The sequence below is a fragment of the Rhodanobacter sp. B04 genome (genome assembly GCF_002001125.1).
Taxonomy (GTDB): Bacteria; Pseudomonadota; Gammaproteobacteria; order Xanthomonadales; family Rhodanobacteraceae; genus Rhodanobacter.
This window is the reverse complement of sequence record NZ_MUNV01000026.1, coordinates 52,918-75,936: the sequence shown is the minus strand read 5'-3', so window position 1 is coordinate 75,936 and position 23,019 is coordinate 52,918. Positions and strand designations below refer to the sequence as shown.

Genomic DNA, 23,019 nt, shown 5'->3' with positions numbered 1-23,019 from the left:
CGTTACACTAGCGCATCGCCACTGAACGTCCCAAATGCATGGACATCCTCGTTCTGTACTACAGCCGCAGCGGCCACACCGCCCAGATGGCGCGATTGATCGCCCGCGGCATCGAGGAAATCCACGGCATGCGTGCCCGTTTGCGCCAGGTGCCGCCGGTGGCGCCGGTGACCGAAGTGGCGCAACCGCCGGAGCCCGAGGACGGTGCGCCGTATGTGCAAAAGCAGGACCTGCTCGACTGCGTCGGCCTGGCCATGGGCAGCCCTACCCGCTTCGGCAACATGGCCGCGCCACTGAAATATTTTCTCGATTCCACCGGTGCCGAATGGGCCAGCGGTGCGCTGGTCGGCAAACCGGCAGCGCTGTTCACGTCGACCAGCACCATGCATGGCGGCCAGGAGTCCACCCTGCTGACGATGGCGCTGCCGCTGCTGCATCACGGCATGCTGCTGCTCGGCGTGCCCTATACCGAGCCGGCACTGACCGCCACGCAGAGTGGCGGCACGCCGTACGGTGCCAGCCACGTCGCCGGCGCCAAGGGCGACAACCCGATCAGCGAGCACGAACGCGAACTGGCGCGCGCCCTCGGCCGCCGACTCGCCGACACCGCGCGCAAGCTGGCGGACGGCGCATGAGCACTCGCATCGCCCTGCCGACGGAACAACGGCTGGGCCTGCTCGGCTGGGCCGCACTGGTCCTGCTGCAACTGATCTGGCATGCGTGGCTGTTCCCCGCGCAGACCATGCCGACATGGCTGGTGCTGGCGATCACCGTGATTCCGCTGCTGCTGCCATTGCTGGCGATCCGCAATCCGCGCCGCGCCCTGCTGTGGATCGGCATCCTCAGCCTGTTCTATTTCTGCCACGGCATCGCCGAAGGCTGGAGCTCGTCCAGCGAACGCTGGCTGGCCCTGGCCGAGATCGTGCTCACCCTGTTGCTGATAGGAACACTGGGGGCTGGAGTGCGGCGTCCACGCAACTCCGCGGCCCCGCCAGCGCCGTGAGTGACGGTTGACCACGCCGCTCACGGCGCGTCGTGCAGCAGTAACTGCAGCTCTTGCTCGCGCCGTGCCTGCGGCAGACCCGCCAATTTGCGCACGTTCGCGTAAAACGCGGGCCACTGCTTGCCGGCACGCCGGAACAGCACCCCAAATGCAGGCGTCCACTGGTCATACAGGCCGAACGGCAGCAGCCGCGCATTGTTGATTGGCGCAGCGACCCAGGCATCGTAACCATGCTCGCCCGGCCAGTCGCGGTCGCGCCATCGCGCGTAGCGCTTGCGGAACGCCTCGATCTCGCGTTGCTTGCCCACGGACATCGCTGTTTCGCCCACGCCGCTGGCATACAAGGCCTTCAGGCGCTCACGCAGATCCAGCACGAGCCGGGTGAACCCGTCATCCATCGCCTGGGCACGACCGTCCTGCGGCGGCAGGCCGCGTGACTGTCGCCATTCGCGCAGGCCCTGGTTCTGCACGAAGGTGGCGAAGGACTCGTTGAACGCCGTATCGTCCTTCACATAGATCAGCTGATGCGCCAGTTCGTGGAAGATCGTGCTGTCGAGTTCGTCGTCATCCCAACTCAACATGCTGCTGAGGATAGGATCGGCAAACCAGCCAAGCGTGGAATACGCCGGCACGCCACCTATCCAGACATCGTCGCCACGCGCCTTCAGCTGCGCCGCATCGGCCTTGGCGGCAGCCTCCTTGAACCAGCCGCGATAGGCGACGCAGCCGCTGACCGGAAAACACTGCGGCAACGCCTCCACCGAGAAGCGCGGCGTGGCAAACACGTTCCACACCACGTATGGCCGATGCAGCTCGACATAACTGGTGTAGCTGCGGTTGTCCGGCAGCCCCAGATGCCGCGAGGCGAACCGGCGTGCCTGCTGCGCCAGGCGCAGGCGCGCGGCGAGTCGCGCATCGGTGGCCGGATCGGCCACCACGGCACTGACCGCACGTCGATGGACCACCAGCTCGCCCTGGCCATGTGCAGCCTGTGCGTAGTAGCGCAGGCTGCTGCAGGCACAAAGCACAAGGCCCATCGCCACGACGGTGATGAGCCTTGAAAAGCGAATCGGTCCTGACATGCATCGGGTTGGGGGCATGCCGCGATTGTGCCTGAAGCGTCAGGCTTGCCTAGTGGTGATGGTTGTACCCGCCGACATGCCCATGCTGGACACTGCCGTGTGCACCCTGCCAGTGACCGCCCGGCCCGCGGTAACCGCGATAACCGTAACCACCACGGTAATAAGGGCCGCCGCCGTACCAGATCCCCACACCCGGCGCGTAGCAGCAACCGTAGTAGCCGTAATAGTCGTAGTAGCCTGGCGCTGCGTAATAACCGCCACCGTAAACCGGCGCCACCTGGCTGTAGTAGGCGCCGCCATAGCCGGTACTGCGTACATAACCCGGATCGTAATAGCAGCCCGACAGGGTCGCCGCCGCGACGACCAGCGCAAGGCTCGCAAAGAGGCGTTTCATGACCTGTCTCCTGCTGGAGTGACAGCCTCATCATGCGCCGCAACGCTTGAACGCGTGCTAAGTTTCCGCACCGTTTCGATCGGCATTCATCCGCCAGCCATGTGCCATCGCACGGATGCAACCGGCTGGGTGAGCACCATGCCGAAACGTCAAAGCCGGCGGGCTCCTTCCAATCGGATCAGAAGCTCGGGCGCTGCAGCGCATCGAGGAAATGGGGCAGCACCCGCGGATCGACCAGCAGGGTGACGGCCACACCATAAACCGCGCCCCACAGGTGCGCACTGTGATTGGTGTTGCCCTGCCCGCGTCGATCCATGTAGATCGAATAGCCGGTGTACAGCACGGCATAGACGATCGCCGGCATCGGTATCACCAACACGATGATCCGCGACCATGGTGCCAGCAGAATGTAGGCAAACAGCACCGCCGACACCGCGCCGGATGCCCCCAGGCTGCGGTAGCCCGGATTGCCTCGATTCTTCAGGTAGGTCGGCAGGATCGATACCACCAGGCCACCGATATAGAACAGCGCGAAACCGAGCATGCCCAGTCGCGCGGTGAACAGCCCTTCCATCTGCCGACCGAAGAAAAACAGCGTGATCATGTTGAACAGCAGGTGGTTGAAATCCGCATGCACCAGCCCGTAGGTCACCAGCCGGTGGTATTCGCGCTGGCGGCTGATCGCCGGCGGCCACAGGATCAGGTCGTCCATCAGCCGGCTGTTCTTGAACGCCATGAACGAGACGATGCAGGTGATGGCAATGATGAGCAGGGTGATCGGCATGAACGGTTCCGCTGTCGGTCGCAAAACGCGCATCTTGGCGTCCTGGCCGGTTCTTGTCGACTTTCCGCCGGTGCCGCGCCTGGCATGGGTGAGCGCTCATGCCTCGTTTCCGCGCGGATATTCCGAAAGATCACTGCACGGACCGGTGATGCACGGCTATCATTCGCGGTTTTACGCGACCTCTTGTCGCGGCACGGAATCATGACCTTGCTTCGTTACCTGCACCTGGACGTCTTCGCCGCCACGCTCGGCGGCGGCAACCATCTTGGCGTGGTGCTCGGCGCGGACAACTGGACCGTGGCGGAGATGCAGCGTTTCGCGCGCTGGACGGCACTGGTCGAGACCACCTTCGTGCTGCCGCCGACCGCTCCGAAAGCCAGCTACCGCGTGCGCATCTTCACGCCGCACAAGGAAATCCCGTTTGCCGGCCATCCCAGCATCGGCAGCGCGCACGCCGCGCTCCAGTGCGGCATGGCCGAACCACGCGATGGCCTGCTGTGGCAGGAATGCGGCGCCGGCGTGCTGCCGATCCGGGTGGAAGGCCATGGCGCCAGCCGCGAACTGCTGTTGCAGTCGCCCGGTGAACGCGTGCTGGATACCGGCCGCGAGGCGCATCCCTTACTGCCGTCGGCACTGGCCGGCATCGAACCCGGCGCGCTGCCGCCGGCACTGGTCGACGGCGGTCGGCGCTGGTGGCTGGCCGAGGTTGCAGATGAAACCAGCCTGCGCGCCTGGCAGCCTGATCACGCCGCGATTGGCGCGCTGGCACAAGCCAGCGACAGCATGGGCCTGTGTGCGTTCGCGCGCAGCGCAGGTGGCGCATATCAGCTGGTCGTGCGGGCATTCCCGGCAGGCGTCGGCATCGTCGAGGATCCGGCCTCCGGCGCCGCCAACGGCCTGATCGCCGCCTACCTCGCCCATGCCGAGCCGCAGGGCACGCTGGCCCGCGGTTACCGCGTCAGCCAGGGGCGCGAGATCGGCCATGATGCACGCTTGGTCGTGCAGATCGTTGGCAGCTCGATCTGGGTGGGCGGGCACAGCCATACCGTAGTCGATGGCACACTGGACTGGGACCCGCGTCTGGCCGGATGACCCAATGGAAACCTAGCCGCGTTCATCCAGATGGGCGCGGCGGGCGGCGACCAGCGCCAGCGCCGACCAGTCCAGCTCTGCATCACCCATGGCCAGCGCTTCCAGCAGGCTGTCACGCAGCACACCTGCAAACGGCAGCGGCACGCGCGCTGCCGAACCTGCGCCCAGCGCCAACTCGACATCCTTGAGACCCAGCGGCAGCTTGAAGCCGGCCGGCTTGAAGCGCTGCTCGGCGATCAGCTTGCCGTAGCCCTGATAGGCCGGTGCGGCGAACAAGGTATTTGTCATCACATCGAGGAAATCCGCCGCACTGACGCCATGCGCCCGGGTCAGCGCAGTCGCTTCGGCCATGCTCTCGATCGCCGCGGCCAGCATGAAGTTGCCGGCGATCTTCGCCACGTTCGCGCGCTCCGGCGCATCGCCCAGCGGCCACAGCTTGCTGCCCATTGCCTCCAGCAGCGGCCGCACGCGTTCGATCGCCGCGGATCGGCCGGCAACGAGAATATTCAGCTTCGCCGCGGCCGCCATGTCAGGACGTCCAAACACCGGCGCCGCGACATACGCCAGCCCGCGCTCCGCATGTTCCTCGGCCAGCTGTTTCGCCAGTGCCACCGAGATGGTGGCGTGATTCACATGCACCATGCCGTGATCCATCGCATCGAGCAGGCCGCCGTCGAGAAACACTTCGCGCACGGCCTGATCGTTCGCCAGCATGCTGCACAGCACCTCGCCCTGCGCGGCGCGATCGGCGGTGCGCACCACCTTGGCGCCGAGCGAGGCAAGGGCTTCGGCCGCAGCCTCGGAACGATTCCATACCGTCAGCGTGTGCCCGGCAGCCAGCAGGTTGCCGGCCATCGCGCTGCCCATCGCGCCGAGCCCGATAAATCCGACTTTCATGCAGGTTTCCTCATGCTGATCCGGCATATAGTGGAACATGCGCCACATTCAGCCCGCGCGAAATTTTCTGCGCATCGCGAGTCGAAGATCCACCTCAAGCCACCTCGCCCGCCGCCTGTCCCGAGGCCCACGCCCACTGGAAGTTGTAGCCGCCAAGCCAGCCGGTGACGTCGACCACCTCGCCGATGAAATACAGCCCCGGCACCCGTTTCGACTGCATCGTGCTGGAGGACAGGCCGTCGGTGTCGACGCCGCCCAGCGTCACCTCGGCGGTGCGATAGCCTTCGGTGCCGCTGGCGGTGATCGGCCACGCATTGAGCTGCGCGCCGATCTGCGCCAGCTCGGCTTCGCGGTACTGGCGCATCGGCCGGCTTTCGAACCATTGCTCGCACAGCCGCTGCGCCAGCCGTTTCGGCAGCACCTCGCCGAGTACGGTTTTCAGTTCCGCCAATGGCCGGGCCGTGCGCTGCTCAAGCAGGTGCGGGCCGGCCTCCATGTCCGGCAACAGGTCGATGCGCAGATCGTCGGCGGGTTTCCAGTACGAGGAAATCTGCAGGATCGCCGGACCGCTGATCCCGCGATGGGTGAACAGCAGGCCGGCGCGAAAACCTTGCCTGCCGACCTTCGCTTCCACTGCAGGCAGCGCCACCCCGGCCAGATCCTGGTAATGCTCCTGATGCTTGCCACTCAAGGTCAGCGGCACCAGCCCGGCGCGGGTGGGCAGCACGGCATGGCCGAACTGGCGGGCCAGTTCGTAACCGAAACCGCTGGCGCCCATGCTGGGAATCGACAGGCCGCCGCTGGCCACCACCAGCGATTCGGCATGCACCTCGCCACGCGCGGTGAGCACGCTGAAACCTTGCGGCGTCTTGCGCACCCGCTGCACGCCGCAGCTCGCCTCCACCGTGACGCCGGCGGCGGCGCATTCGTCCAGCAGCATGCGCACGATCTGCTTGGACGAGTCGTCGCAGAACAGCTGGCCGAGCTCCTTCTCGTGGTAGGCGATGCGGTGTTTCTCGACCAGCCCGATGAAATCGGCCGGGGTGTAGCGCGCCAGCGCCGACTTGGCGAAATGCGGGTTCGCCGAGAGATAGTTCGCCGGGGTCGCGCCGGTATTGGTGAAATTGCAGCGGCCACCGCCGGACATCAGGATCTTCTTGCCGACCTTGTTGGCGTGATCGACTACCAGTACATGACGACCGCGCTGACCGGCGGCAATCGCGCACATCAGTCCCGCGGCACCGGCGCCGATGATCAGCACATCCGTTTTCAAGAATTCACCATGGTTGCGCCGCGTTGCATTTGCTCGTCATCCCTGCGCAAGCCGGGATCCGCGGCCCTTGCCGCCAATGTTGCACCGGATTCCGGCCTGCGCCGGGATGACGAAGAGGGAATTCGCGCATTATCGCCCAGTCGCATCGCTTACACTTTGCGCCTGTTTCCAGCGAGCCGCCGCCATGCCCTCCTTTGACGTGATCTCCGAAGTCGACAAGCACGAGCTGACCAACGCGCTCGACCAGGCCAACCGCGAGCTGACCACGCGCTTCGACTTCAAGGGCGTGGATGCGAAGTACGTGCTGGATGAATTCGTGATCACCCAGAGCGCGCCCAGCGAATTCCAACTGCAGCAGATGCTGGACATCCTGCGCGCCCGGCTGGTGGCGCGAAAGATCGACATCCGCGCGCTCGACGTCGGCGACCCGGAAACCAACCTGGGCGGCTCGCGGCAGAAGATCACCGTGAAGCAGGGCATCAAGCAGCCGGTCGCGAAGAAGCTGGTGGCCTCGTTGAAGGCCGCCAAGCTCAAGGTCGAGGCGCAGATCAACGGCGACAAGCTGCGCGTCAGCGGCAAGAAGCGCGATGACCTGCAGGATGCGATGGCGGTATTGCGCAAGGCAGAGGTCGAGCTGCCGCTGCAGTTCGACAACTTCCGCGATTAAGCCGTCAGCCCTCGAACATCAAGCTCTCGACAGCAGCCGCCCGCCCATCGCGGCATTGACAGCCACCACCACGGCTACCGCCAGCGCATGCGTCAGCAGGTCGGTGGCGGCAGCATCGTAGGCATGGCAGATTTCCAGCAGGCTCGCCGAAGCCGCCGCGCTGGCCAGCCCGATCAGCACCGCGGCAAGTATCGGCCGCAACGGGCAGGCACGACGCAGCAGCACGATCAGCAGCGCGGACAGCGGGATCGAGAAGCCGATGATGAAGACCAGGCAATCGGCCGACTGATGCATGCTGGCGACCTGGGTGCCCGGAGCGATCCACGTGCGCAGGCAACCCAGGCCGCTGGCGCCGATCCACAGCAAGGCGCCCGGCAACGGCAGCCATGCCCAGGACGCGCGCCGTCCCGGCACGCCCAGCGCAAACGCGGCCCACGCCGCGGTGATCGCGGTGATCACCGCACCCACGCCGGCCCAGCGGAGATCCGGCGTGCCGGCCCAGCGCCGCAACATCGGCTCCGCGCCGTAATGCATCAGCAGCACGACCGCGATCGCCGCCACCACCAGCATCCAACCTGCGGTGCGCAGCCATGGCGGCAACAAACGACGCACCGGCACCAGTTCGGTACCAAGGCGGTCGATCAGTGCCTCATAGGGTCGCGGGTCGGACATGGTTTCAGGACTCTCCATGGAAACGTTCGCGCAGCGCCTTCAGTGCGCGATGCAGGTTCACTTTCAACGCACCGGTGTTGCGCCCGGTGAGTTCGGCCGCCTCGCTCAACGAGCGTTCGTGCAGGCCCAGTTGCTCCACCGCCTCGCGCTGGCCCGGCGGCAGTTCGGCGATTGCCGCGCGCAGGCGCTGCGCACGCTGCTGGCTTTCGGTGGCCGCACTGGCATCGTCGATGTCGGGGTGGCTGTCGAGCGCGAATTCGTCGTGCAACTCGCGACTGTCGCGGCGACCGCGGCTGCGCAGCGCATCGATCGCACGACGGTTGGCGATCGCGGTGAGCCATGCATCGTACGAACGGGTCGGATCGTAAGTATGACGCGCACGGTGCACGGTGATCAGGGTTTCCTGCACCACGTCATCCAGATGATCCGGCGCCACGCCCTGGCGCCGTGCCGCCGCACGGATCAACGCCACCGAATCGGCCAAGAGCTTCTCGTAGGCACGCCGATCGCCCGACTGCGCGGCAGCCATCCACGCCGCCCGACGCTGGTCGGGCGTTTCGCTGGTGCTGGCGGCGGCGGATTCGACTGGCACGGGCCGGACGAGACTCATCCCACGGAAAAGTCCACTATCTAGACCCATGAAGCCGGTGGCGGTCAAGGTTTGCGACATGCTCAGCCTACGATGGAACGTCTATCAGGTCTTCGCTGCATCTATGGCCGGCGTTACCTCGTACCTGCAGGTAACCGCTGCGAGACTGCCGGCGAATAACCAGACAACCTCCCACGGATGACGCTTCCATGCTCGTGTTGATCCTCGCCTACCTCGGCGGCGTACTGACCATCCTCAGCCCGTGCATCCTGCCGGTGCTGCCGTTCGTGTTCGCCCGCTCCGACCGCCCGTTCATGCGCAACGGGTTGCCGATGTTGCTGGGCATGGCGATCACGTTCTCGGCGGTAGCCACGCTGGCTGCCCTCGGCGGCGGCTGGGCGGTGCATGCGAACCAGTACGGCCGCTACGTGGCAATGGTCGTTCTGGCCTTCCTCGGCCTGACCTTGCTGTCGACCCATCTGGCGGAATGGATCAGCCGCCCGTTCGTGGCGCTCGGCAACCGGTTATCGCAGCGCTCCGCCAGCGATGGCGACTCGATCTGGGGTGCCGCCGGCCTGGGCGTGGCCACCGGCTTGCTGTGGGCACCGTGTGCCGGACCGATCCTCGGCCTGCTGCTGACTGGTGCCGCGCTGAACGGTGCCAGCGTGCAGACCACCTTGCTGCTGCTGACTTATGCGGGTGGCGCGGCGACCTCGCTGGGCCTGGCACTGCTGATCGGCGGCAAGGTATTCGCGCTGATGAAGCGCTCGCTCGGCGCGGGCGAATGGGTGCGCCGCGTGCTCGGTGTACTGGTGCTCGCCGGCGTGGCCTGCATCGCGCTGGGACTCGATACCGGCCTGCTCACCCGCGTCTCGCTGGCCAGCACCGGCGGCATCGAGCAGAAGCTGATCAACGCGGTGCGCCCGGCACCGGCGCCCGAACCCGTGCTGAAAGCCGGCGCGCCGCTGCCGGTGGAAGGCGACATGCCGTCGCTGGCCGGCGCCACGCAATGGCTCAACAGCCCGCCGCTGACCACCGAATCGCTGCGCGGCAAGGTGGTGCTGGTCGACTTCTGGACCTACTCCTGCATCAACTGCATCCGCTCGCTGCCGTATGTGCGCGGCTGGGCCGACAAGTACAAGGATCACGGCCTGGTGGTGATCGGCGTGCATGCGCCGGAGTTCGCGTTCGAGAAGGATCCGGCCAACGTGACCAAGGCGGTCAGGGATTTGGGTGTCGATTACCCGGTCGCGCTGGATAACGACTACGCGATCTGGCAGGGCTTCCACAACGAATACTGGCCGGCGCATTACTTCATCGATGCACAGGGTCAGATCCGCCATCACCACTTCGGCGAGGGTGGCTACCGGGAAAGCGAGGACGTGATCCGCCAGCTGCTGACCGCGGCCGGCCAGAAGGATCTGCCCGGCGGCTATGTCAGCGACGACCATCACGGCGTCGAAGCGGCCGCATCGAACGACCCTGCCCGCTCGCCGGAAACCTATGTCGGCTATGCCCGTGCGCAGAACTTCGTCGGCGGCAAGGTGACACATGACGACAGCGCGAACTACCGCGCGCCCGGCTCGCTCGCCGCGGATCAATGGGCGCTGGATGGCCACTGGAACGTACACGGCGAAAGCGCCCAGCTGGATCAGGCCGGTGGCGCCATCGTCTACCGTTTCCGCGGCCGCGACCTGCACCTGGTGCTCGGCCCCGCCAGCGACGGCAAGCCGGTCCGCTTCCGCGTCACCATCGACGGCAAGGCACCTGGCACCGACCACGGCATGGATACCGATGCCGACGGCAACGGCACGGTCAGCGCGCAGCGCCTGTACCAGCTGGTGCGACAGGCCAACGGCAGCGGCGAGCGGCTGTTCCAGATCACCTTCCTCGATCCCGGTGTGCAGGCATACGCCTTCACCTTCGGCTGATCCTTTCATCCACAGCTATCTCCACGGAGGTTGCCATGTCACGTCTAGATGAAACCCTCGCCATGGATCGCCGCCGCTTCCTGCGCGCGGCGCTCACCGGCGGTGCGCTGCTGGTGGCCGGCGGTGGCCTGGTCATCCCGCGCCTGTTCGCGGCCGACAGCGCGCCGGTCGGCAAGCCCGGCAACGTGCTGCTGGAGATCTTTGCCGACAACGGCCGCGACCTTGGCCCGCGCCAGGTGCCCAAGCTGGTGCTGAGCGATGCGCAATGGCGGCAGCGGCTGTCGCCGCCGGCGTTCGACGTGATGCGCCGCGACGGCACCGAAATGGCCTTCAGCGGTCCGCACGAAAAACCCGGTATCGGCCTGTTCCGCTGCGCGGCCTGCGCCACCGCGCTCTACGACGCGGCGACCGAATTCGACTCCGGTACCGGCTGGCCGAGCTTCTGGCAGCCGATCGCGGCTCGCAATGTGCTGCAGCACAGCGACAACAGCTTCGGCATGGATCGCACGGCGATCAGCTGTGCCGGCTGCGACAGCCACCTCGGCCACGTGTTCGACGACGGCCCGCAGCCGACCGGCCTGCGTTACTGCATGAATTCGGTGGCACTGCGCTTCGTGGCGCGGACGACCAGCTGAGCTGTACCGGCGATATACCGGCGATGTATGGCAGATGACCTGCCTGAACATCGCTGTTGATATCGCCAAGCCGGCACGCGCATATACTGCAGGCGTCTTCCACCCGCTGGAGATCGTCCGCATGAAACGCCTGACCCGTTTTGCCCTTGCATCACTGTCCCTGGCGTCGCTCGTACTGGCTCTCCCTGCGCTCGCACAGGACGCCTATGTCACCGGCAACGTCAACATGCGTGCCGGCCCCGACCCGAGCTACCCGCTGATCGACCAGCTCCCGGCCGGCACCGGCGTCAGCGTGCAAGGCTGCACCAATGGCTGGGAATGGTGCGATGTGATCGCCGAGGACAACAACCGTGGCTGGGTAGCCGGCAATTTCATCGGTTACCAATACCAGGACCAGCCCGTGCTGCTGCCCGAATACGGTGCGCAGATCGGCATACCTATCGTCAGCTTCGTGATCGGTGCGTATTGGGACAATTATTATCGCGGCCGGCCGTTCTATCGTGATCGCGATGACTGGTATCGCCGCCGCATCGACATCCGCCCGCCACCTCCGCCGGTCCGTGACCCGTACCGTTACCATGGGCCGGTGCGCGGCGAACCTGGCCCCGGTTACCACCCCGATCCGACATATCGGCCGTCGCAACCTGGCCATCTGGGGCCGGTCGGCCCCGCGCATGCCGTACAACCGTTGCAGGAAGGGCGCCCGCCGCAGTACGGCAACCATCAACCAGCCCCCAATCATGGCCAGCCGGCACGGCCCAGCAATGAAAGGCCCAAGCCGCCAGAGCACAAAGACGATCACGACAACCACTGATCTTCAGATCACGCCATGACGGCCAGCGGGGCGAACCAAGGATCGCCCCGTTGGCCGGTTACACTGGTCGCCCGCCCTGCACCCGGTATTTCCAAATGTACCGACCGTCGCTGCTGACTGCCGCACTGCTGCTTGCAGTCGCTGCGATCGCTCCATCCGTCTGTGCCGCCACGGATCTCTCCCGGCTCGACGTCATCGATCGCCAGGTCGGCACGGGCGCGGTCGCGCGCAACGGTGCCGTAGTCGAACTCAACTACATCGGCTGGCTGTATGACGAGAACGCGAAAGACCACCACGGCGCGAAAGTCGACAGCTCGTACGACCGCGCCCAGACCATCAGCTTCACCCTCGGGGAAGGCAAGGTCATTCCCGGCTGGGACAAGGGCATCAAGGGCATGCGCGTGGGCGGCAAGCGCACCCTGCTGATCCCGCCGAAATTCGGCTACGGTGGCCGCCGCGTCGGCAATGCGGTGCCACCCAACGCGTCGCTGGTATTCGATATCGAACTGGTCGGCGTGCACTAGCCTCCCTCTTGCCGCGGCCTCTTCCCGCGGATCGTTCCGCGGTCAATACTCCGGCATCGCCACTGTCAGGTATTGCCATGACCGAGCTGTTTTCGCCCGACGTGCTCGCCCCGCAGCCGCTCGATCACGCGCTGGCGCTGCCGGCGCGCTATTACATCGACCCACGCATGCCGCTGCTGGATGGCGCCGCAGTGTTTGCGCAGAGCTGGCAGCTGGTGTGCCACCAGTCGCAGCTGAGCGGCGTCGGCGACCATGTGGTGACCGCGATCGCCGGCCTGCCCCTGCTGATCGTGCGCAGCGACGAATCCACGATCCGTGCGTTCCACAACGTGTGCCGGCATCGTGCCGGACCGATTGCCAGCTGCGACGGCCGTGGCGCGACTGCACTGCGCTGTCGTTACCACGGCTGGACCTACGGACTCGACGGCGTGCTGCGCGGAGCCCCGGAGATGGGCCGCACGCCCGACTTCAACCCGGCCGAGATCCGCCTGCCCGAGGTGCGCGTGCAGGTGTGGCAAGGGCTGGTGTTCGTCGCCACGGGCGAGGCGCCGCCTTTCGGGGATTTTGTCGCCGGCATCGATGCACGACTGGGGCCGGAGCGCTCGCTGGCCGGCTTCGAATTCCATCATCGCGCCAGCTGGGAGGTGGCGTGCAACTGGAAGGTCTACGTGGACAACTACCTGGAGGGTTACCACGTGCCGCACATCCACCCAGGCCTCAACAGCGTGCTCGACTACCGCAGCTACATCACCGAGACGGCCGCGTGGTATTCGTTCCAGTTCAGCCCGCTGGAGAGCGGCGACGACCTCTACGGCAGCGGCGAGGCGTTGTACTACTTCCTGTATCCGAACGCGATGCTCAACATCCTGCCCGGCCGCTTGCAGACCAACCGCGTGCTGCCGCTGGGCGTGGACCGCTGCCGCGTCGAGTTCGACTTCTACTACGCGCCGGCGATCACGCCCGAAGCGCTGGCGCGCCGCGCCAGGGACATCGCCTTCAGCGACGAGGTGCAGGACGAGGACGTGACGATCTGCGAGGACGTGCAGCGCGGCCTCGCCTCCGGCTCCTATGAGGCCGGCCGGCTCAATCCGCTGCGCGAGAACGCGGTGCACCACTTCCACGAACTGCTGCGCCGCGCCTATCGCGAACACGCATGAGTCCCGACACACGCCCGGCTTGGGCTGCGGCGGCTGATTGCGGCGACGGTCGGCAGCATGATCGGTTCCGGCGTGCTCCTGCCGTCGGGGTGCTGGCACCGTACAGGCCGGCAAGCCTGCACAGGCTGGGCGGTGATCCGTGGCGGCGCGCTGTTGCCAGCCGGGCTTGCGCGGCAACCCCAACAGGACCAGAGTGGACAGGCATACATCGCGACACCACGCATGTTGGGGATGCTCTTTAGCGGACAGCAACTCAGGAGATGTCAACGATGAAACGTCTTGCATGGTTGGTTGTTTCTTCACTTGCACTGGCTGTACCCACCCTGGGCCGTGCCGCCGATGGCTTCGTCACTGGCAACGTCAACCTGCGCGCCGGACCCGACTCGGCATATCCGCTCATCCTCACGATTCCTGCCGGCACCCCGGTCGATATCCAGGGCTGCACTACCGGCTGGGAATGGTGCGACGTGATCACCATGGGCGCACGCGGCTGGGTCGCCGGCACGTTCATCCAGTACCAGTATCAAAACCAGCCGGTGGTGGTGCAGGAGTACGGCGCGAACATCGGCATTCCGATCATCAGCTTCGTGATCGCCAGCTACTGGGGCAACTACTACAGCAACCGCCCGTTCTATCGCCAGCGCAATGACTGGTACCGCCGGCCGATCATCAGCCGGCCACCGCCACGGCCCATCCATCGCCCGCCACCGCGCCCGCAGCCGGGCAACGGAAACAGGCCGCCGCCGCGCCCCGGCATCGGCAATCCAGGCCATGGCAACCGCCCATCGCCGGGCCAGGGCAATCGGCCGCCACCGAGCCAGGGCAATCGTCCCTCACCGGGTCAAGGCAGCCGTCCCACGCCAGGGCAAGGGAATCGTCCGCCTCCCGCACAAGGGAATCGTCCGCCGCCGGATGGCCAGCAAGCTAACCGACCACCGCCCAGCCAGGGCAACAGCCCCGGCAATCGTCCAGCGCAAGGCCAGGGCAATCGACCCAAGCCGCAGGCCCGACCAGCATCTGACGACAAGAACAACAACGGCCACTGAGGCGTTGTCCTCGCAAGACGCCGCGGCCAGGCCGCGGCGTCCTTGCAACTGGAACCCCAGCATGGCCTGGCAGGATCCACACCACCGGATCAATCGCGGCCTGCCCACGGCCACCAGCCGCAGCCGGTTTGCGCGTAGCGATCCGCCGCATGCTCGAAAGGATTGCGCGCCCGGATGCCGCCACGCAGCATTAGTACAAGGACAGTAACAACGGGCCCAGCAGCAGGTATTGATACACGTGCGCGCGCTCATGGTCAGCCGGTGACACGGGCAGTTCGGCACCGCGACCGACACGCTGCGCGTACGTGAGGCATGTCGCATCCAGCCGCTCACCGGTGTGCGCGATCACGTTGCCAAGCGTGAGCGCGCCTCCTCCCCACGGCCAGCCGCGTATCACCAGAGCCAGTTCGCGGCGCCGCCGCCAGCGCATGCGCGTGCGCCGAACCTGAAGCCGACGCAAGCTGCGAGCATACCGAGCATGGTGTTCGGCAAGGTCCAGCACATGCCGAGTGCAATCGCGCCATGCAGCAAGGGACGCGGCAAGGATGACCTGGCACCAGGGCAATGTTTTTGCATGTTCAACGGCGTCCCCTCTGCGGCCAGCTTGGGTTTGCGGCCCGGCGCCGCCATCTAGCCACGCATGGCGCGGTGCGCCGCCCTTGCCGGAGTCTGCCATGAGTACGTCCTTGAGCATTCCCTGCCCGCACTGCGGCGCACTCAACCGTGTGCCAGCCGAACGCCTGGGCGAGCAGCCGGCTTGTGGCCGCTGCAAGAAGGCGCTGTTCGACGGGCATCCCGTGGAGCTGACCGCCGCGAATTTCGACGCGGTCGCCGGCCGTGGCGACCTGCCGGTGCTGGTGGATTTCTGGGCGCCCTGGTGCGGGCCGTGTGTCGGCTTTGCGCCGGTGTTCGTGCAGGCCGCGGGCCAGCTGGAGCCGCGTCTGCGGTTGGCCAAGCTCGATACCGAGGCGCAGCCGCAGCTGGCGCAGCGCTTCCATATCCGCAGCATCCCCACGCTGATCCTGTTCCGGCAACGCCGTGAAGTCGCGCGGCAATCCGGCGCGCTCAGCGCAGCGCAGTTGCAGCAGTTCGTCCAGGCGGCGCTTGCACAGGCCTGAACTGTCACGACCCATGCCTTTGTGCACAGTCCGACCGCGCCGCAGGCGGTTAGGCTTGGATCTTTCCCCGATGAGGAACGATCCGTGCGCAAGTCCTTGCAAACCGCCCTGCTGGTGGCCCTGATCACCGCTGGATTCACGACATCGGTGCCGGCTGCAGATACCCACAAGCCAGCAGCGACGCAAGATGCCGCCAGCAGCAACGGTTTCCATCTGCCACCGTTTCCGGCCGATGCACACGTGACCCAGTCCACTAGCGTGGACGGCAAGACGCTGAAGTACACCGTCACGGTGGGTTCGCTGCCGGTACGCGACGAAAAAGGCGACATCACCGGCGAGGTGGTGTTCACCGCCTACACCATGGCCGGCAAGGACCGGCCGGTGACGTTCGCGCTCAATGGTGGCCCGGGCGCCTCATCGGTGTATCTGAACCTCGGCGCGATCGGCCCGAAGAAAGTGAACTTCGGCGTCGAGGGCGACAACCCGTCCGACCCGGCGACGCTGCACGACAATCCCGGCACCTGGCTCGGCTTCACCGACCTGGTGTTCATCGATCCGGTCGGCACCGGCTTCAGCCGCGCGCTGGTGGACGACAAGGAAGCCACCAAGCAGTTCTACAGCACCGACAGCGACATCAAGTACCTCTCGCGCATCGTCTACGACTGGCTGGTGAAGAACGCCCGCATGACCTCTCGCAAGTACCTGGTCGGCGAGAGCTACGGCGGCTTCCGCGGCCCGCGCATCACCGACTACCTGCAGACCCAGCTCGGCGTGGCGATGAACGGCGTGGTACTGCTGTCGCCGTATCTCGACCCGGCTGCATCGAACGACGAAAACGTCTCGCCGCTGCCGTGGATGCTCACCCTGCCGTCGATCGCCGCCGCCCATCTCGAACGCGAACACAAACTCACCGCCGAGGCGATGGCACCGATCATCGAATACACCCGCGGCGAATATGCCAGCGACCTGATGCGTGGCCGCGCCGATCCGCAGGCCACCGACCGCGTGGTAAGCAAGGTGACGGCAATGACCGGACTCGATCCGCTGTTCGTGAAACGTTCCGGCGGGCGACTGGAAACCCAGGCCTATCTGCGCGAGGTGTACCGCGCCGAAGGCAAGCTGGGCAGCCGCTACGATTCCAACGTCACCGCCTGGGACCCGTTCCCGTACGCGCCGCACCAGCGCACCGGCGATCCGATCCTCAACGGCATCATCGCGCCGACCACCAGCGCGATGGTCAACTTCGTCACGCAGATGGTGGGCTGGAAATACGATGGCCGCTACAACGCGCTGAGCTACGAGGTTAACAAGCTGTGGCATGAGGACGACGACGCCAACCAGGGATCGGTGTCGCAGTTGCGCGAAGCGGTCGCCAACGATCCGGGACTGCGCGTGCTGATCGCGCACGGCTGGGACGATCTGTCCTGTCCGTTCATGGCCTCGGTGCTGATCGTCGACCAAATGCCGGCGATGGGCGACCCGACCCGCGTGCAGGTCAAGGAGTACGCCGGCGGCCACATGTTCTATAGCCGCCAGGACAGCCAGGCCGCACTGACCAGCGATGTGCGGGCGCTGTACGGCGTGAAGTAGTTCATCCTGCCGGGGCGTGCCATCTACGCCCCGGCTTGCGCCTCCGATCAGCCGGCGCAGGGATTCAATGGATGCGGGTGCCGGCGCGCACCAGATATTGCAGGCTGAACATCTTCTCCGGATCGGTCCACACCTGCTGCACGGCCAGTCCGGCACGGGCAGCCAGCGCGGCAAAATCGGCCAGCGAATACTTGCAGCTGTATTCGACCTGCATGGCCTCGTCTTCGTGGAACGGCACGTTCACCCGCCCGACTTTTACCTGTTGCTCGCGGCGACTGACGATATACGTCTCGATGCGCCCGGCCATCGGGTTGTAGTGCGCACGGTGGGCAAATCCCGACAGCTCGAAATTGCTGCCGATCTCGCGGTTCAACCGCGTCAGCATGTTGAGGGTGAATGCTGCGGTGACACGGGCGCGATCGTTGTAGGCTGCCTCGATCACCGCAGGGTCTTTCTTCAGGTCCACGCCGATCAGGATGCCGCCGGCATCGCCCATCTCGTTGCGCATCTTGCGCAGCAGCGTCGCCGCCTCGCGGTTCTCGAAATTGCCGATGGTCGAGCCAGGGAAATACAGTACCGTGCGACGTGGCGCACGCGGCGGGATCGGCAGGCGCAGCGGCTTGCTGAAATCGGCGCACAGCGGCTGCAGCGGCAGCGACGCAAATTCCACCGCCAGCCGCTCCACACTTTGCCGCAACGGCTCCGGCGAAATCTCCACCGGCACATAAGCCACGGGCGACTGCAGATGCTGCAGCAACATGCTGGTCTTGTGTGCGTTGCCGCTGCCGTATTCGACCAGCCGCACTTCGCTGCCGAGAGTATCGGCAACGCTCTGTGCATGCTCCGCCATCAAGGCAATTTCGCAGCGGCAGAGATAGTACTCCGGCTGCTCGCAGATCCGCTCGAACAGGGCCGAGCCGCGCTCGTCGTAAAACAGCCACGATGGCAACCGCTTGGGTTTGAGCGCGAGTCCGCGCTGCGCGATTTCCAGCAAATCGTTTGTCGGCGGGCGACGTTCGTCGTCGCTGACGCCACAGGGTTGCACACTGCTCATCGGTCCTGTCCCAGTCGCAGCCCGGCAAACTGCCAGCGGGCTTGGGGTGGAAAGAAATTGCGGTAACTGGCGCGAAGGTGATCGCGCGGGGTGACGCAGGAACCGCCACGCAACACCCACTGGCCGCACATGAACTTGCCGTTGTATTCGCCCAGCGAACCGGGCAGCGGGCGAAAGCCCGGATAGCTGACGTATGGCGAGGCGGTCCATTCCCACACATCGCCGTACAGCTGCAACAGGCCTTCGCCAGCCGTTGCCGCACATGGATGGAAGCGCTGTTCGTCCTGCAGGTTGCCGTTGATGGCGATGCCCTGCGCGGCCGACTCCCATTCGGCCTCGGTCGGCAATCGGGCACCCGCCCAGCGTGCAAACGCCTCGGCCTCGAAATAGCTCAGGTGGCATACCGGCTCGTGGGGATCCAGCGCACGCACGCCGGCAAGGGTGAACTCGCTGTCCAGATCGGGCTGCCAGTAGAGCGGACGCTCCCAGCCCTCGCGCTGCACCATGGACCAGCCGTCGGCCAGCCACAGGCCTGGTTCGCGATAACCGCCCTCACGCACGAACGCCAGGTATTCGGCATTGGTCACCAGCCGGTTGGCCAGCGCATGCGGCTGCAGCAGCGTGTGATGGCGCGGGGTCTCGTTGTCGAACGCAAACCCTTCGCCGCGATGACCGATGTCGACAATGCCCTCGCGGCCATCGAGAAAGCGCAGCGACACTGTCGCAGCCGACCGAGGTGTGAGCGCTACCGATCGGTATGACGGCCGCAGCGGATTGCTCCAGAACGCATGCTTGATGTCGGTGAGCAGCAATTCCTGATGCTGCTGTTCATGTTGCAGGCCAAGCTCGACCAGCGTCGCCAACTCGGCGTCCCCGTTACGCTCAAGCAGTTCGCCTACCGCATCGTCGATATGGCGCCGGTAGTCGTGCACTTCATCCAGCGTGGGGCGTGACAGCAGGCCGCGCTGCGGCCGTGCATGCATGGGCCCGATCGACTGATAGTAGGAATTGAACAGGTAATGCCACGCCGTATCGCGCGGCCGATAAGCGGCATCACGCCCGAGCACGAACTGCTCGAAGAACCAGCTGGTATGCGCCAGATGCCACTTGCCAGGACTGGCGTCCGGCATCGACTGCACTAGCAGGTCTTCGGCACTGAGCCCGGCGCACAACGCCAGCGTCTGCTGGCGCACCTGCCGGAATCGGGCGGCCATCGACTCCAGGACGATCAGGGGCCGACTTGCCACTACGGACACCCCGGCCCAGCCATCCATGAGGATGCCGCTGCAAGGATGATGATGGATGGGTCGAGCCGAAACATGCGCGACAGCATGCCCTGCCTACCGTTCAATTCCCGTGATACCCCGATGGCAATTCCATGGCGGGCGGAAGGGAAATCATCACGCCGAAAACAAGAAGCCCGGCTGGATGCCGGGCTTCTTGATGCCAATGGCCTGATCAGTCCGATCAGTTGCTGTAACCGTCGTCGCGGATGTAGCGCGTCGGCGGCGGGGTATTGCTGTAGACCACACCCGGCTGGGTGTAGACCACCTGCGGCTGCGCGTAAACCACGTTCGGCTGCGCGTAGACCACCGTCGGCTGGCTGTAATACACCGGGGGCGGAGCCAAGGCATTGGCCACCAGCCCGACTACGGCGCCGGTAACAAGCGCACCGGCAATCCAGCGACCGCCACTCCAGTAACCGCCGCCATGGTAGTAGCCGTGATAACCCCCACGGTAGCCGTAGCCATGACCGCCCCAACCACGCGCGGACGCACTCAGTGGCATCGCCACGGTCGCCGCAACAGCAAGGCCCAAGGCCAACATCTTGCCTGCACCACTGAAACGTTTGGTCATGACACTTCTCCGTTGATACGGTGCCTATGCTCGGCCTGGCGTGCTTAATGTGGACTGAAGCGTTTACTTTTTGATCCGGGCCGTCTCCCACGGATTAATCCCGGCGTCAGGTTTGCGCCGGCGCAGCAGCCAGCAGCCGTGGATATCGGCGCGACGGGCAAAATCAAACGGGATGCTGGGCACGGTCCAGTCCTCGATCTCGAAGCGCTGCTCCAGTCCCGCGCGATCGAGCTTGAAGCGGCGGAAGTTGTTGGAGAACACGATCACGCCATCGCGGGTCAGCCGCTCGTTGCAGGCATCGAGCAGCTTCACGTGGTCGCGTTGCACGTCGAAATCGTCGGCGCGCTTGGAGTTGGAGAACGTCGGTGGATCGACAAAGATCAGCCCGTAATGGCCGCGGTCGCGCTGCAGGAATTCCAGTGCATCGAACTGCATCAGCCGGTGGCTCGAACCGCTGAAGCCGTTCAATGCAAGATTGCGCGAGGCCCATTCCAGGTACGTGGCCGACAGGTCCACACTGGTGGTTTCCAGTGCGCCGCCGGCTGCCGCGTGCACGCTGGCGGTGGCGGTATAGGCGAACAGGTTGAGGAAGCACTTTCCGTCCGCCAGTTCGCGCACTTTAGCGCGCACCAGCCGGTGATCGAGGAACAGCCCCGTGTCGAGATAATCGGTGAGGTTGACCAGGAACTTCAGGCCGCCCTCGTCCACCTCGATGAACTCGTTGCGCTGGTCGAGCTGGCCGTACTTGGAGCCACCCTTGCCGCGCTCGCGCGTCTTGATCGCGATGCGCTCGCGCGGAACACCGAGCACTTCACCGGCGACGCGGGCGATCTCGCGCAGCCGCAGCCGCGCGATGTCGGCAGGCACATCGGCCGGCGCGCGGTATTCCTGGACATGCAGGTGATCGTCGCCATTCGTGGCGCCGTAGACATCGATCGCCGCGGCGTACTCGGGCAGATCCTGATCGTAGGCACGCCAGCAGTGGATGCCTTCGCGGGTCAGCCGCTTGCGCAGGTGCTTGAGGTTTTTCTCCAGCCGGTTCTTCAGCATCTGCGCGCCGGCCGACAACGGCTTCGGTTCGCGCGGTGCTTCTTCGCGCCGGCTCAGGTCGAAGGTCAGCAGCACGGTTTCCAGTGCACCGTTGTACAGCGCATAGCGCTTGTCTGCATGCAGCTGCATCGCACGCCCGAGTTCCACGTCGCCGGCCAGCACGGCGGCGCGCCAGCCGGTGAAGCGCGTGCGCAACGTGTCGCCCAGCGCGCGATACAGCTTCGGCATCTCGGCGCGCTCGCCCAGCCGTTCGCCGTACGGCGGGTTGGTGATGACCAGGCCGTAATCGACACCGCTTGGTGGGGCGGCATGCGTCATGTCCTGCCGGTCCAGCGTGAAGAAGCCGGCCACGCCCGCTTCCTGCGCATTGCGGATGGCGGTCTGCACCATGCGCGGGTCGGCGTCGCTGCCGAAGAACACGCTGCGCAATCCGCGCAGACCGGTTTCGGCGCGCTGCTTCGCTTCGTCGAGCAGGCCGCGCCACAGCGCGATGTCATGCTGCTGCCAGCCGAGGAAACCGAAATACTCGCGGCGCAGGCCTGGCGCCACATCGGCCGCCATCAGCGCGCCTTCGATCAGCAGCGTGCCGGAACCGCACATCGGGTCGAGCAAGGCACCGCCGGCGGCATACACCTCAGGCCAGCGCGCACGCAGCAGCATCGCGGCGGCGAGATTTTCCTTCAGCGGCGCTTCTCCCTGCATTTCCCGCCAGCCACGGCGGTGCAGCGGCGAACCGGCCAGATCGAGCGACAAGGTCGCGCGGTCGCGACGCAGGCGCAGGTTGATGCGGATGTCCGGTTCGTCCGTGTCGATCCCCGGCCGGCTGCCGTCACGCTGGCGGAACTGGTCGACCACCGCATCCTTGGTGCGCAGACCGATGAACTGGCTGTGGGTGAGCTTGCTCATCGCGGTGCCGGCATCCACCGCGAAGGTGGCGTGCGCGGCCAGGTGCTGGCTCCAGTCGATCTCCTGCACGCCGCGATACAGCGCATCGTCATCGGCTGCATCGAACTCGGCCAGCGGCAACAGGATGCGACTGGCCAGCCGCGACCACAGGCAGGCGCGATAGGCGGTTTCCAGCGTGCCGGAGAAATGCGCGCCGGCCAGCGCCTCGCGCACGTCGTTGGCGCCGATCGCGATCAGTTCGTCGCGCAGCAGGTATTCCAGCCCCTTCGGGCAGGTGGCAAAGTAGTGACTCATGCGCTCACCGCCAAACGATCGAGCAGGTCGCGGAACTGCGCGGCGATCATGTCCATGCTGGCGCCCAGCCGATGGTCGTCGTCCAGCAGCAGCAACGGCAGCCGGCGCCGGGCAGCGAACGCCTGCACGCCGGCCAGCGGACACACCTCGTCGCGCCAGCCATGAATCAGCATCGTCGGCACGTCACGGCGCAGATCGAACGCGCGCGCGTAGCCGGGGATCTCGCTCGGCGTGGCCAGCAGCAGCAGGCCAGCCACCGGCACATCCAGCGAGACCAGCCCGGACACGAACGCACCCATGCTGGACCCCACCAGCAGCGGCGGTGCATCCAATGCCTCGATGGTGGCGCGCAGGCGGGCGATGCGCGGCGCCACCGAACCGGCATGGCCGCGCGCATCGTCGGTGCGGTAGTCCGGCCGCTGCGTGCGCCAGCCCAGCGATTCGGCCAGGGCGGCCAGCACGCTGACCTTGATGGCGTCCGGGCCGGAATCCGAGCCGTGCGAGAGAATGATCTGGCCGCGCATGGCGGTCTCCATGAAAACTTCGAAAAGCCAAGAGGTGCATGGTAACAGGCGACGTTTCCGCCCGAC

The 23,019-nt window shown here is 65.9% G+C and carries 24 protein-coding genes and 1 pseudogene; 12 read left to right on the top strand and 13 right to left on the bottom strand.

The genetic code is table 11. The annotated features are described in order from the left end of the window. The first annotated feature begins 38 nt into the window (after positions 1–38). Both wrbA and B0E46_RS14965 read left to right on the top strand, forming a co-directional pair. Positions 39–635 carry an NAD(P)H:quinone oxidoreductase gene (wrbA, locus tag B0E46_RS14970; RefSeq protein WP_077556568.1) on the top strand — a complete coding sequence of 199 codons (597 nt, stop codon included), beginning with the start codon at positions 39–41 and terminating at the stop codon, positions 633–635. After that, the gene (locus tag B0E46_RS14965; RefSeq protein WP_077556567.1) at positions 632–1,003 is read left to right on the top strand and encodes a DUF2069 domain-containing protein; all 372 of its coding nucleotides are present in this window, start codon (positions 632–634) and stop codon (positions 1,001–1,003) included. Before wrbA ends, B0E46_RS14965 begins: the two co-directional genes overlap by 4 nt. Positions 1,004–1,023: 20 nt before the next feature. Here B0E46_RS14965 and B0E46_RS14960 read toward each other — a convergent pair whose 3' ends face one another. From B0E46_RS14960 to B0E46_RS14950, 3 genes are all read right to left on the bottom strand, one after another. Further along, entirely contained in the window at positions 1,024–2,040 is a 1,017-nt protein-coding gene (locus tag B0E46_RS14960; RefSeq protein WP_077556566.1) for an aminopeptidase, read from the bottom strand. A 94-nt stretch (positions 2,041–2,134) separates the two neighbouring features. Further along, a complete protein-coding gene (locus tag B0E46_RS14955; RefSeq protein ID WP_077556565.1) occupies positions 2,135–2,479 on the bottom strand; it encodes a hypothetical protein in 345 nt (114 codons plus the stop codon). A 178-nt stretch (positions 2,480–2,657) separates the two neighbouring features. Next, complete coding sequence (locus B0E46_RS14950) at positions 2,658–3,263, bottom strand: rhomboid family intramembrane serine protease (protein ID WP_077556564.1); 606 nt, start codon at positions 3,261–3,263, stop codon at positions 2,658–2,660. Between the two features lie 201 nt (positions 3,264–3,464). Between B0E46_RS14950 and B0E46_RS14945 the strand changes: the two genes are divergently transcribed. Next, positions 3,465–4,355 carry a PhzF family phenazine biosynthesis protein gene (locus B0E46_RS14945; RefSeq protein WP_077556563.1) on the top strand — a complete coding sequence of 297 codons (891 nt, stop codon included), beginning with the start codon at positions 3,465–3,467 and terminating at the stop codon, positions 4,353–4,355. Positions 4,356–4,367: 12 nt separating this feature from the next. Here the strand turns inward: B0E46_RS14945 and B0E46_RS14940 are convergent, their stop codons facing one another. Continuing rightward, entirely contained in the window at positions 4,368–5,279 is a 912-nt protein-coding gene (locus B0E46_RS14940; protein ID WP_256364045.1) for an NAD(P)-dependent oxidoreductase, read from the bottom strand. A 67-nt stretch (positions 5,280–5,346) separates the two neighbouring features. Beyond that, complete coding sequence (locus B0E46_RS14935; RefSeq protein ID WP_077556562.1) at positions 5,347–6,525, bottom strand: NAD(P)/FAD-dependent oxidoreductase; 1,179 nt, start codon at positions 6,523–6,525, stop codon at positions 5,347–5,349. A gap of 184 nt (positions 6,526–6,709) precedes the next feature. Here B0E46_RS14935 and B0E46_RS14930 point away from each other — a divergent pair, with 184 nt between their 5' ends. Continuing rightward, the gene (locus tag B0E46_RS14930) at positions 6,710–7,192 is read left to right on the top strand and encodes a YajQ family cyclic di-GMP-binding protein (RefSeq protein WP_077556561.1); all 483 of its coding nucleotides are present in this window, start codon (positions 6,710–6,712) and stop codon (positions 7,190–7,192) included. 18 nt (positions 7,193–7,210) lie between these two features. Here B0E46_RS14930 and B0E46_RS14925 read toward each other — a convergent pair whose 3' ends face one another. Beyond that, positions 7,211–7,864, bottom strand: a complete 654-nt coding sequence (locus tag B0E46_RS14925) for an NrsF family protein (RefSeq protein ID WP_077556560.1) — start codon at positions 7,862–7,864, stop codon at positions 7,211–7,213. Positions 7,865–7,868: 4 nt separating this feature from the next. Next, entirely contained in the window at positions 7,869–8,456 is a 588-nt protein-coding gene (locus B0E46_RS14920) for a sigma-70 family RNA polymerase sigma factor (RefSeq protein ID WP_254425178.1), read from the bottom strand. A 206-nt stretch (positions 8,457–8,662) separates the two neighbouring features. On the opposite strand from B0E46_RS14920, the gene B0E46_RS14915 reads away from it, so the two are divergent. The 6 genes from B0E46_RS14915 to B0E46_RS14890 all read left to right on the top strand — a co-directional run bounded on the left by B0E46_RS14915 (position 8,663) and on the right by B0E46_RS14890 (position 14,560). After that, a complete protein-coding gene (locus tag B0E46_RS14915; RefSeq protein ID WP_077556558.1) occupies positions 8,663–10,384 on the top strand; it encodes a cytochrome c biogenesis protein DipZ in 1,722 nt (573 codons plus the stop codon). Between the two features lie 35 nt (positions 10,385–10,419). After that, a complete protein-coding gene (msrB, locus tag B0E46_RS14910) occupies positions 10,420–11,019 on the top strand; it encodes a peptide-methionine (R)-S-oxide reductase MsrB (RefSeq protein WP_077556557.1) in 600 nt (199 codons plus the stop codon). Positions 11,020–11,140: 121 nt separating this feature from the next. Next, positions 11,141–11,833, top strand: a complete 693-nt coding sequence (locus tag B0E46_RS14905) for an SH3 domain-containing protein (RefSeq protein WP_168171226.1) — start codon at positions 11,141–11,143, stop codon at positions 11,831–11,833. A gap of 95 nt (positions 11,834–11,928) precedes the next feature. Beyond that, positions 11,929–12,357 carry an FKBP-type peptidyl-prolyl cis-trans isomerase gene (locus tag B0E46_RS14900; RefSeq protein ID WP_077556555.1) on the top strand — a complete coding sequence of 143 codons (429 nt, stop codon included), beginning with the start codon at positions 11,929–11,931 and terminating at the stop codon, positions 12,355–12,357. A 77-nt stretch (positions 12,358–12,434) separates the two neighbouring features. Further along, the gene (locus B0E46_RS14895; protein ID WP_077556554.1) at positions 12,435–13,514 is read left to right on the top strand and encodes an SRPBCC family protein; all 1,080 of its coding nucleotides are present in this window, start codon (positions 12,435–12,437) and stop codon (positions 13,512–13,514) included. A gap of 269 nt (positions 13,515–13,783) precedes the next feature. Beyond that, positions 13,784–14,560, top strand: a complete 777-nt coding sequence (locus tag B0E46_RS14890) for an SH3 domain-containing protein (RefSeq protein WP_168171225.1) — start codon at positions 13,784–13,786, stop codon at positions 14,558–14,560. An 89-nt stretch (positions 14,561–14,649) separates the two neighbouring features. Here the strand turns inward: B0E46_RS14890 and B0E46_RS14885 are convergent. After that, positions 14,650–15,064, bottom strand: a pseudogene (locus tag B0E46_RS14885) (hypothetical protein). Positions 15,065–15,234: 170 nt separating this feature from the next. Between B0E46_RS14885 and trxC the strand changes: the two are divergent. Together trxC and B0E46_RS14875 are read left to right on the top strand one after the other, a co-directional pair. Then, the gene (gene trxC, locus B0E46_RS14880) at positions 15,235–15,678 is read left to right on the top strand and encodes a thioredoxin TrxC (RefSeq protein ID WP_077556552.1); all 444 of its coding nucleotides are present in this window, start codon (positions 15,235–15,237) and stop codon (positions 15,676–15,678) included. Positions 15,679–15,762: 84 nt separating this feature from the next. Further along, positions 15,763–17,268: a peptidase S10 gene (locus tag B0E46_RS14875; RefSeq protein WP_077556551.1), complete on the top strand. Its 1,506-nt coding sequence runs from the start codon at positions 15,763–15,765 to the stop codon at positions 17,266–17,268. A gap of 64 nt (positions 17,269–17,332) precedes the next feature. On the opposite strand, the gene egtD is transcribed toward B0E46_RS14875, so the two are convergent. From egtD to B0E46_RS14850, 5 genes are all read right to left on the bottom strand, one after another. Further along, positions 17,333–18,322 (bottom strand): L-histidine N(alpha)-methyltransferase, encoded by a 990-nt coding sequence (gene egtD, locus B0E46_RS14870; RefSeq protein ID WP_077556550.1) that lies wholly within the window; start codon positions 18,320–18,322, stop codon positions 17,333–17,335. Further along, positions 18,319–19,536 (bottom strand): ergothioneine biosynthesis protein EgtB, encoded by a 1,218-nt coding sequence (egtB, locus tag B0E46_RS14865; RefSeq protein ID WP_077556918.1) that lies wholly within the window; start codon positions 19,534–19,536, stop codon positions 18,319–18,321. The genes egtD and egtB overlap by 4 nt, the downstream gene beginning before the upstream one ends. A 253-nt stretch (positions 19,537–19,789) precedes the next feature. Continuing rightward, positions 19,790–20,179: a hypothetical protein gene (locus B0E46_RS14860; RefSeq protein WP_077556549.1), complete on the bottom strand. Its 390-nt coding sequence runs from the start codon at positions 20,177–20,179 to the stop codon at positions 19,790–19,792. A gap of 63 nt (positions 20,180–20,242) precedes the next feature. Continuing rightward, positions 20,243–22,429, bottom strand: coding sequence for a bifunctional 23S rRNA (guanine(2069)-N(7))-methyltransferase RlmK/23S rRNA (guanine(2445)-N(2))-methyltransferase RlmL (gene rlmKL, locus B0E46_RS14855; RefSeq protein ID WP_077556548.1), 2,187 nt, complete (start codon positions 22,427–22,429; stop codon positions 20,243–20,245). Further along, positions 22,426–22,953, bottom strand: a complete 528-nt coding sequence (locus B0E46_RS14850) for an alpha/beta hydrolase (protein WP_077556917.1) — start codon at positions 22,951–22,953, stop codon at positions 22,426–22,428. Before B0E46_RS14850 ends, rlmKL begins: the two co-directional genes overlap by 4 nt. Positions 22,954–23,019: the final 66 nt, after the last annotated feature.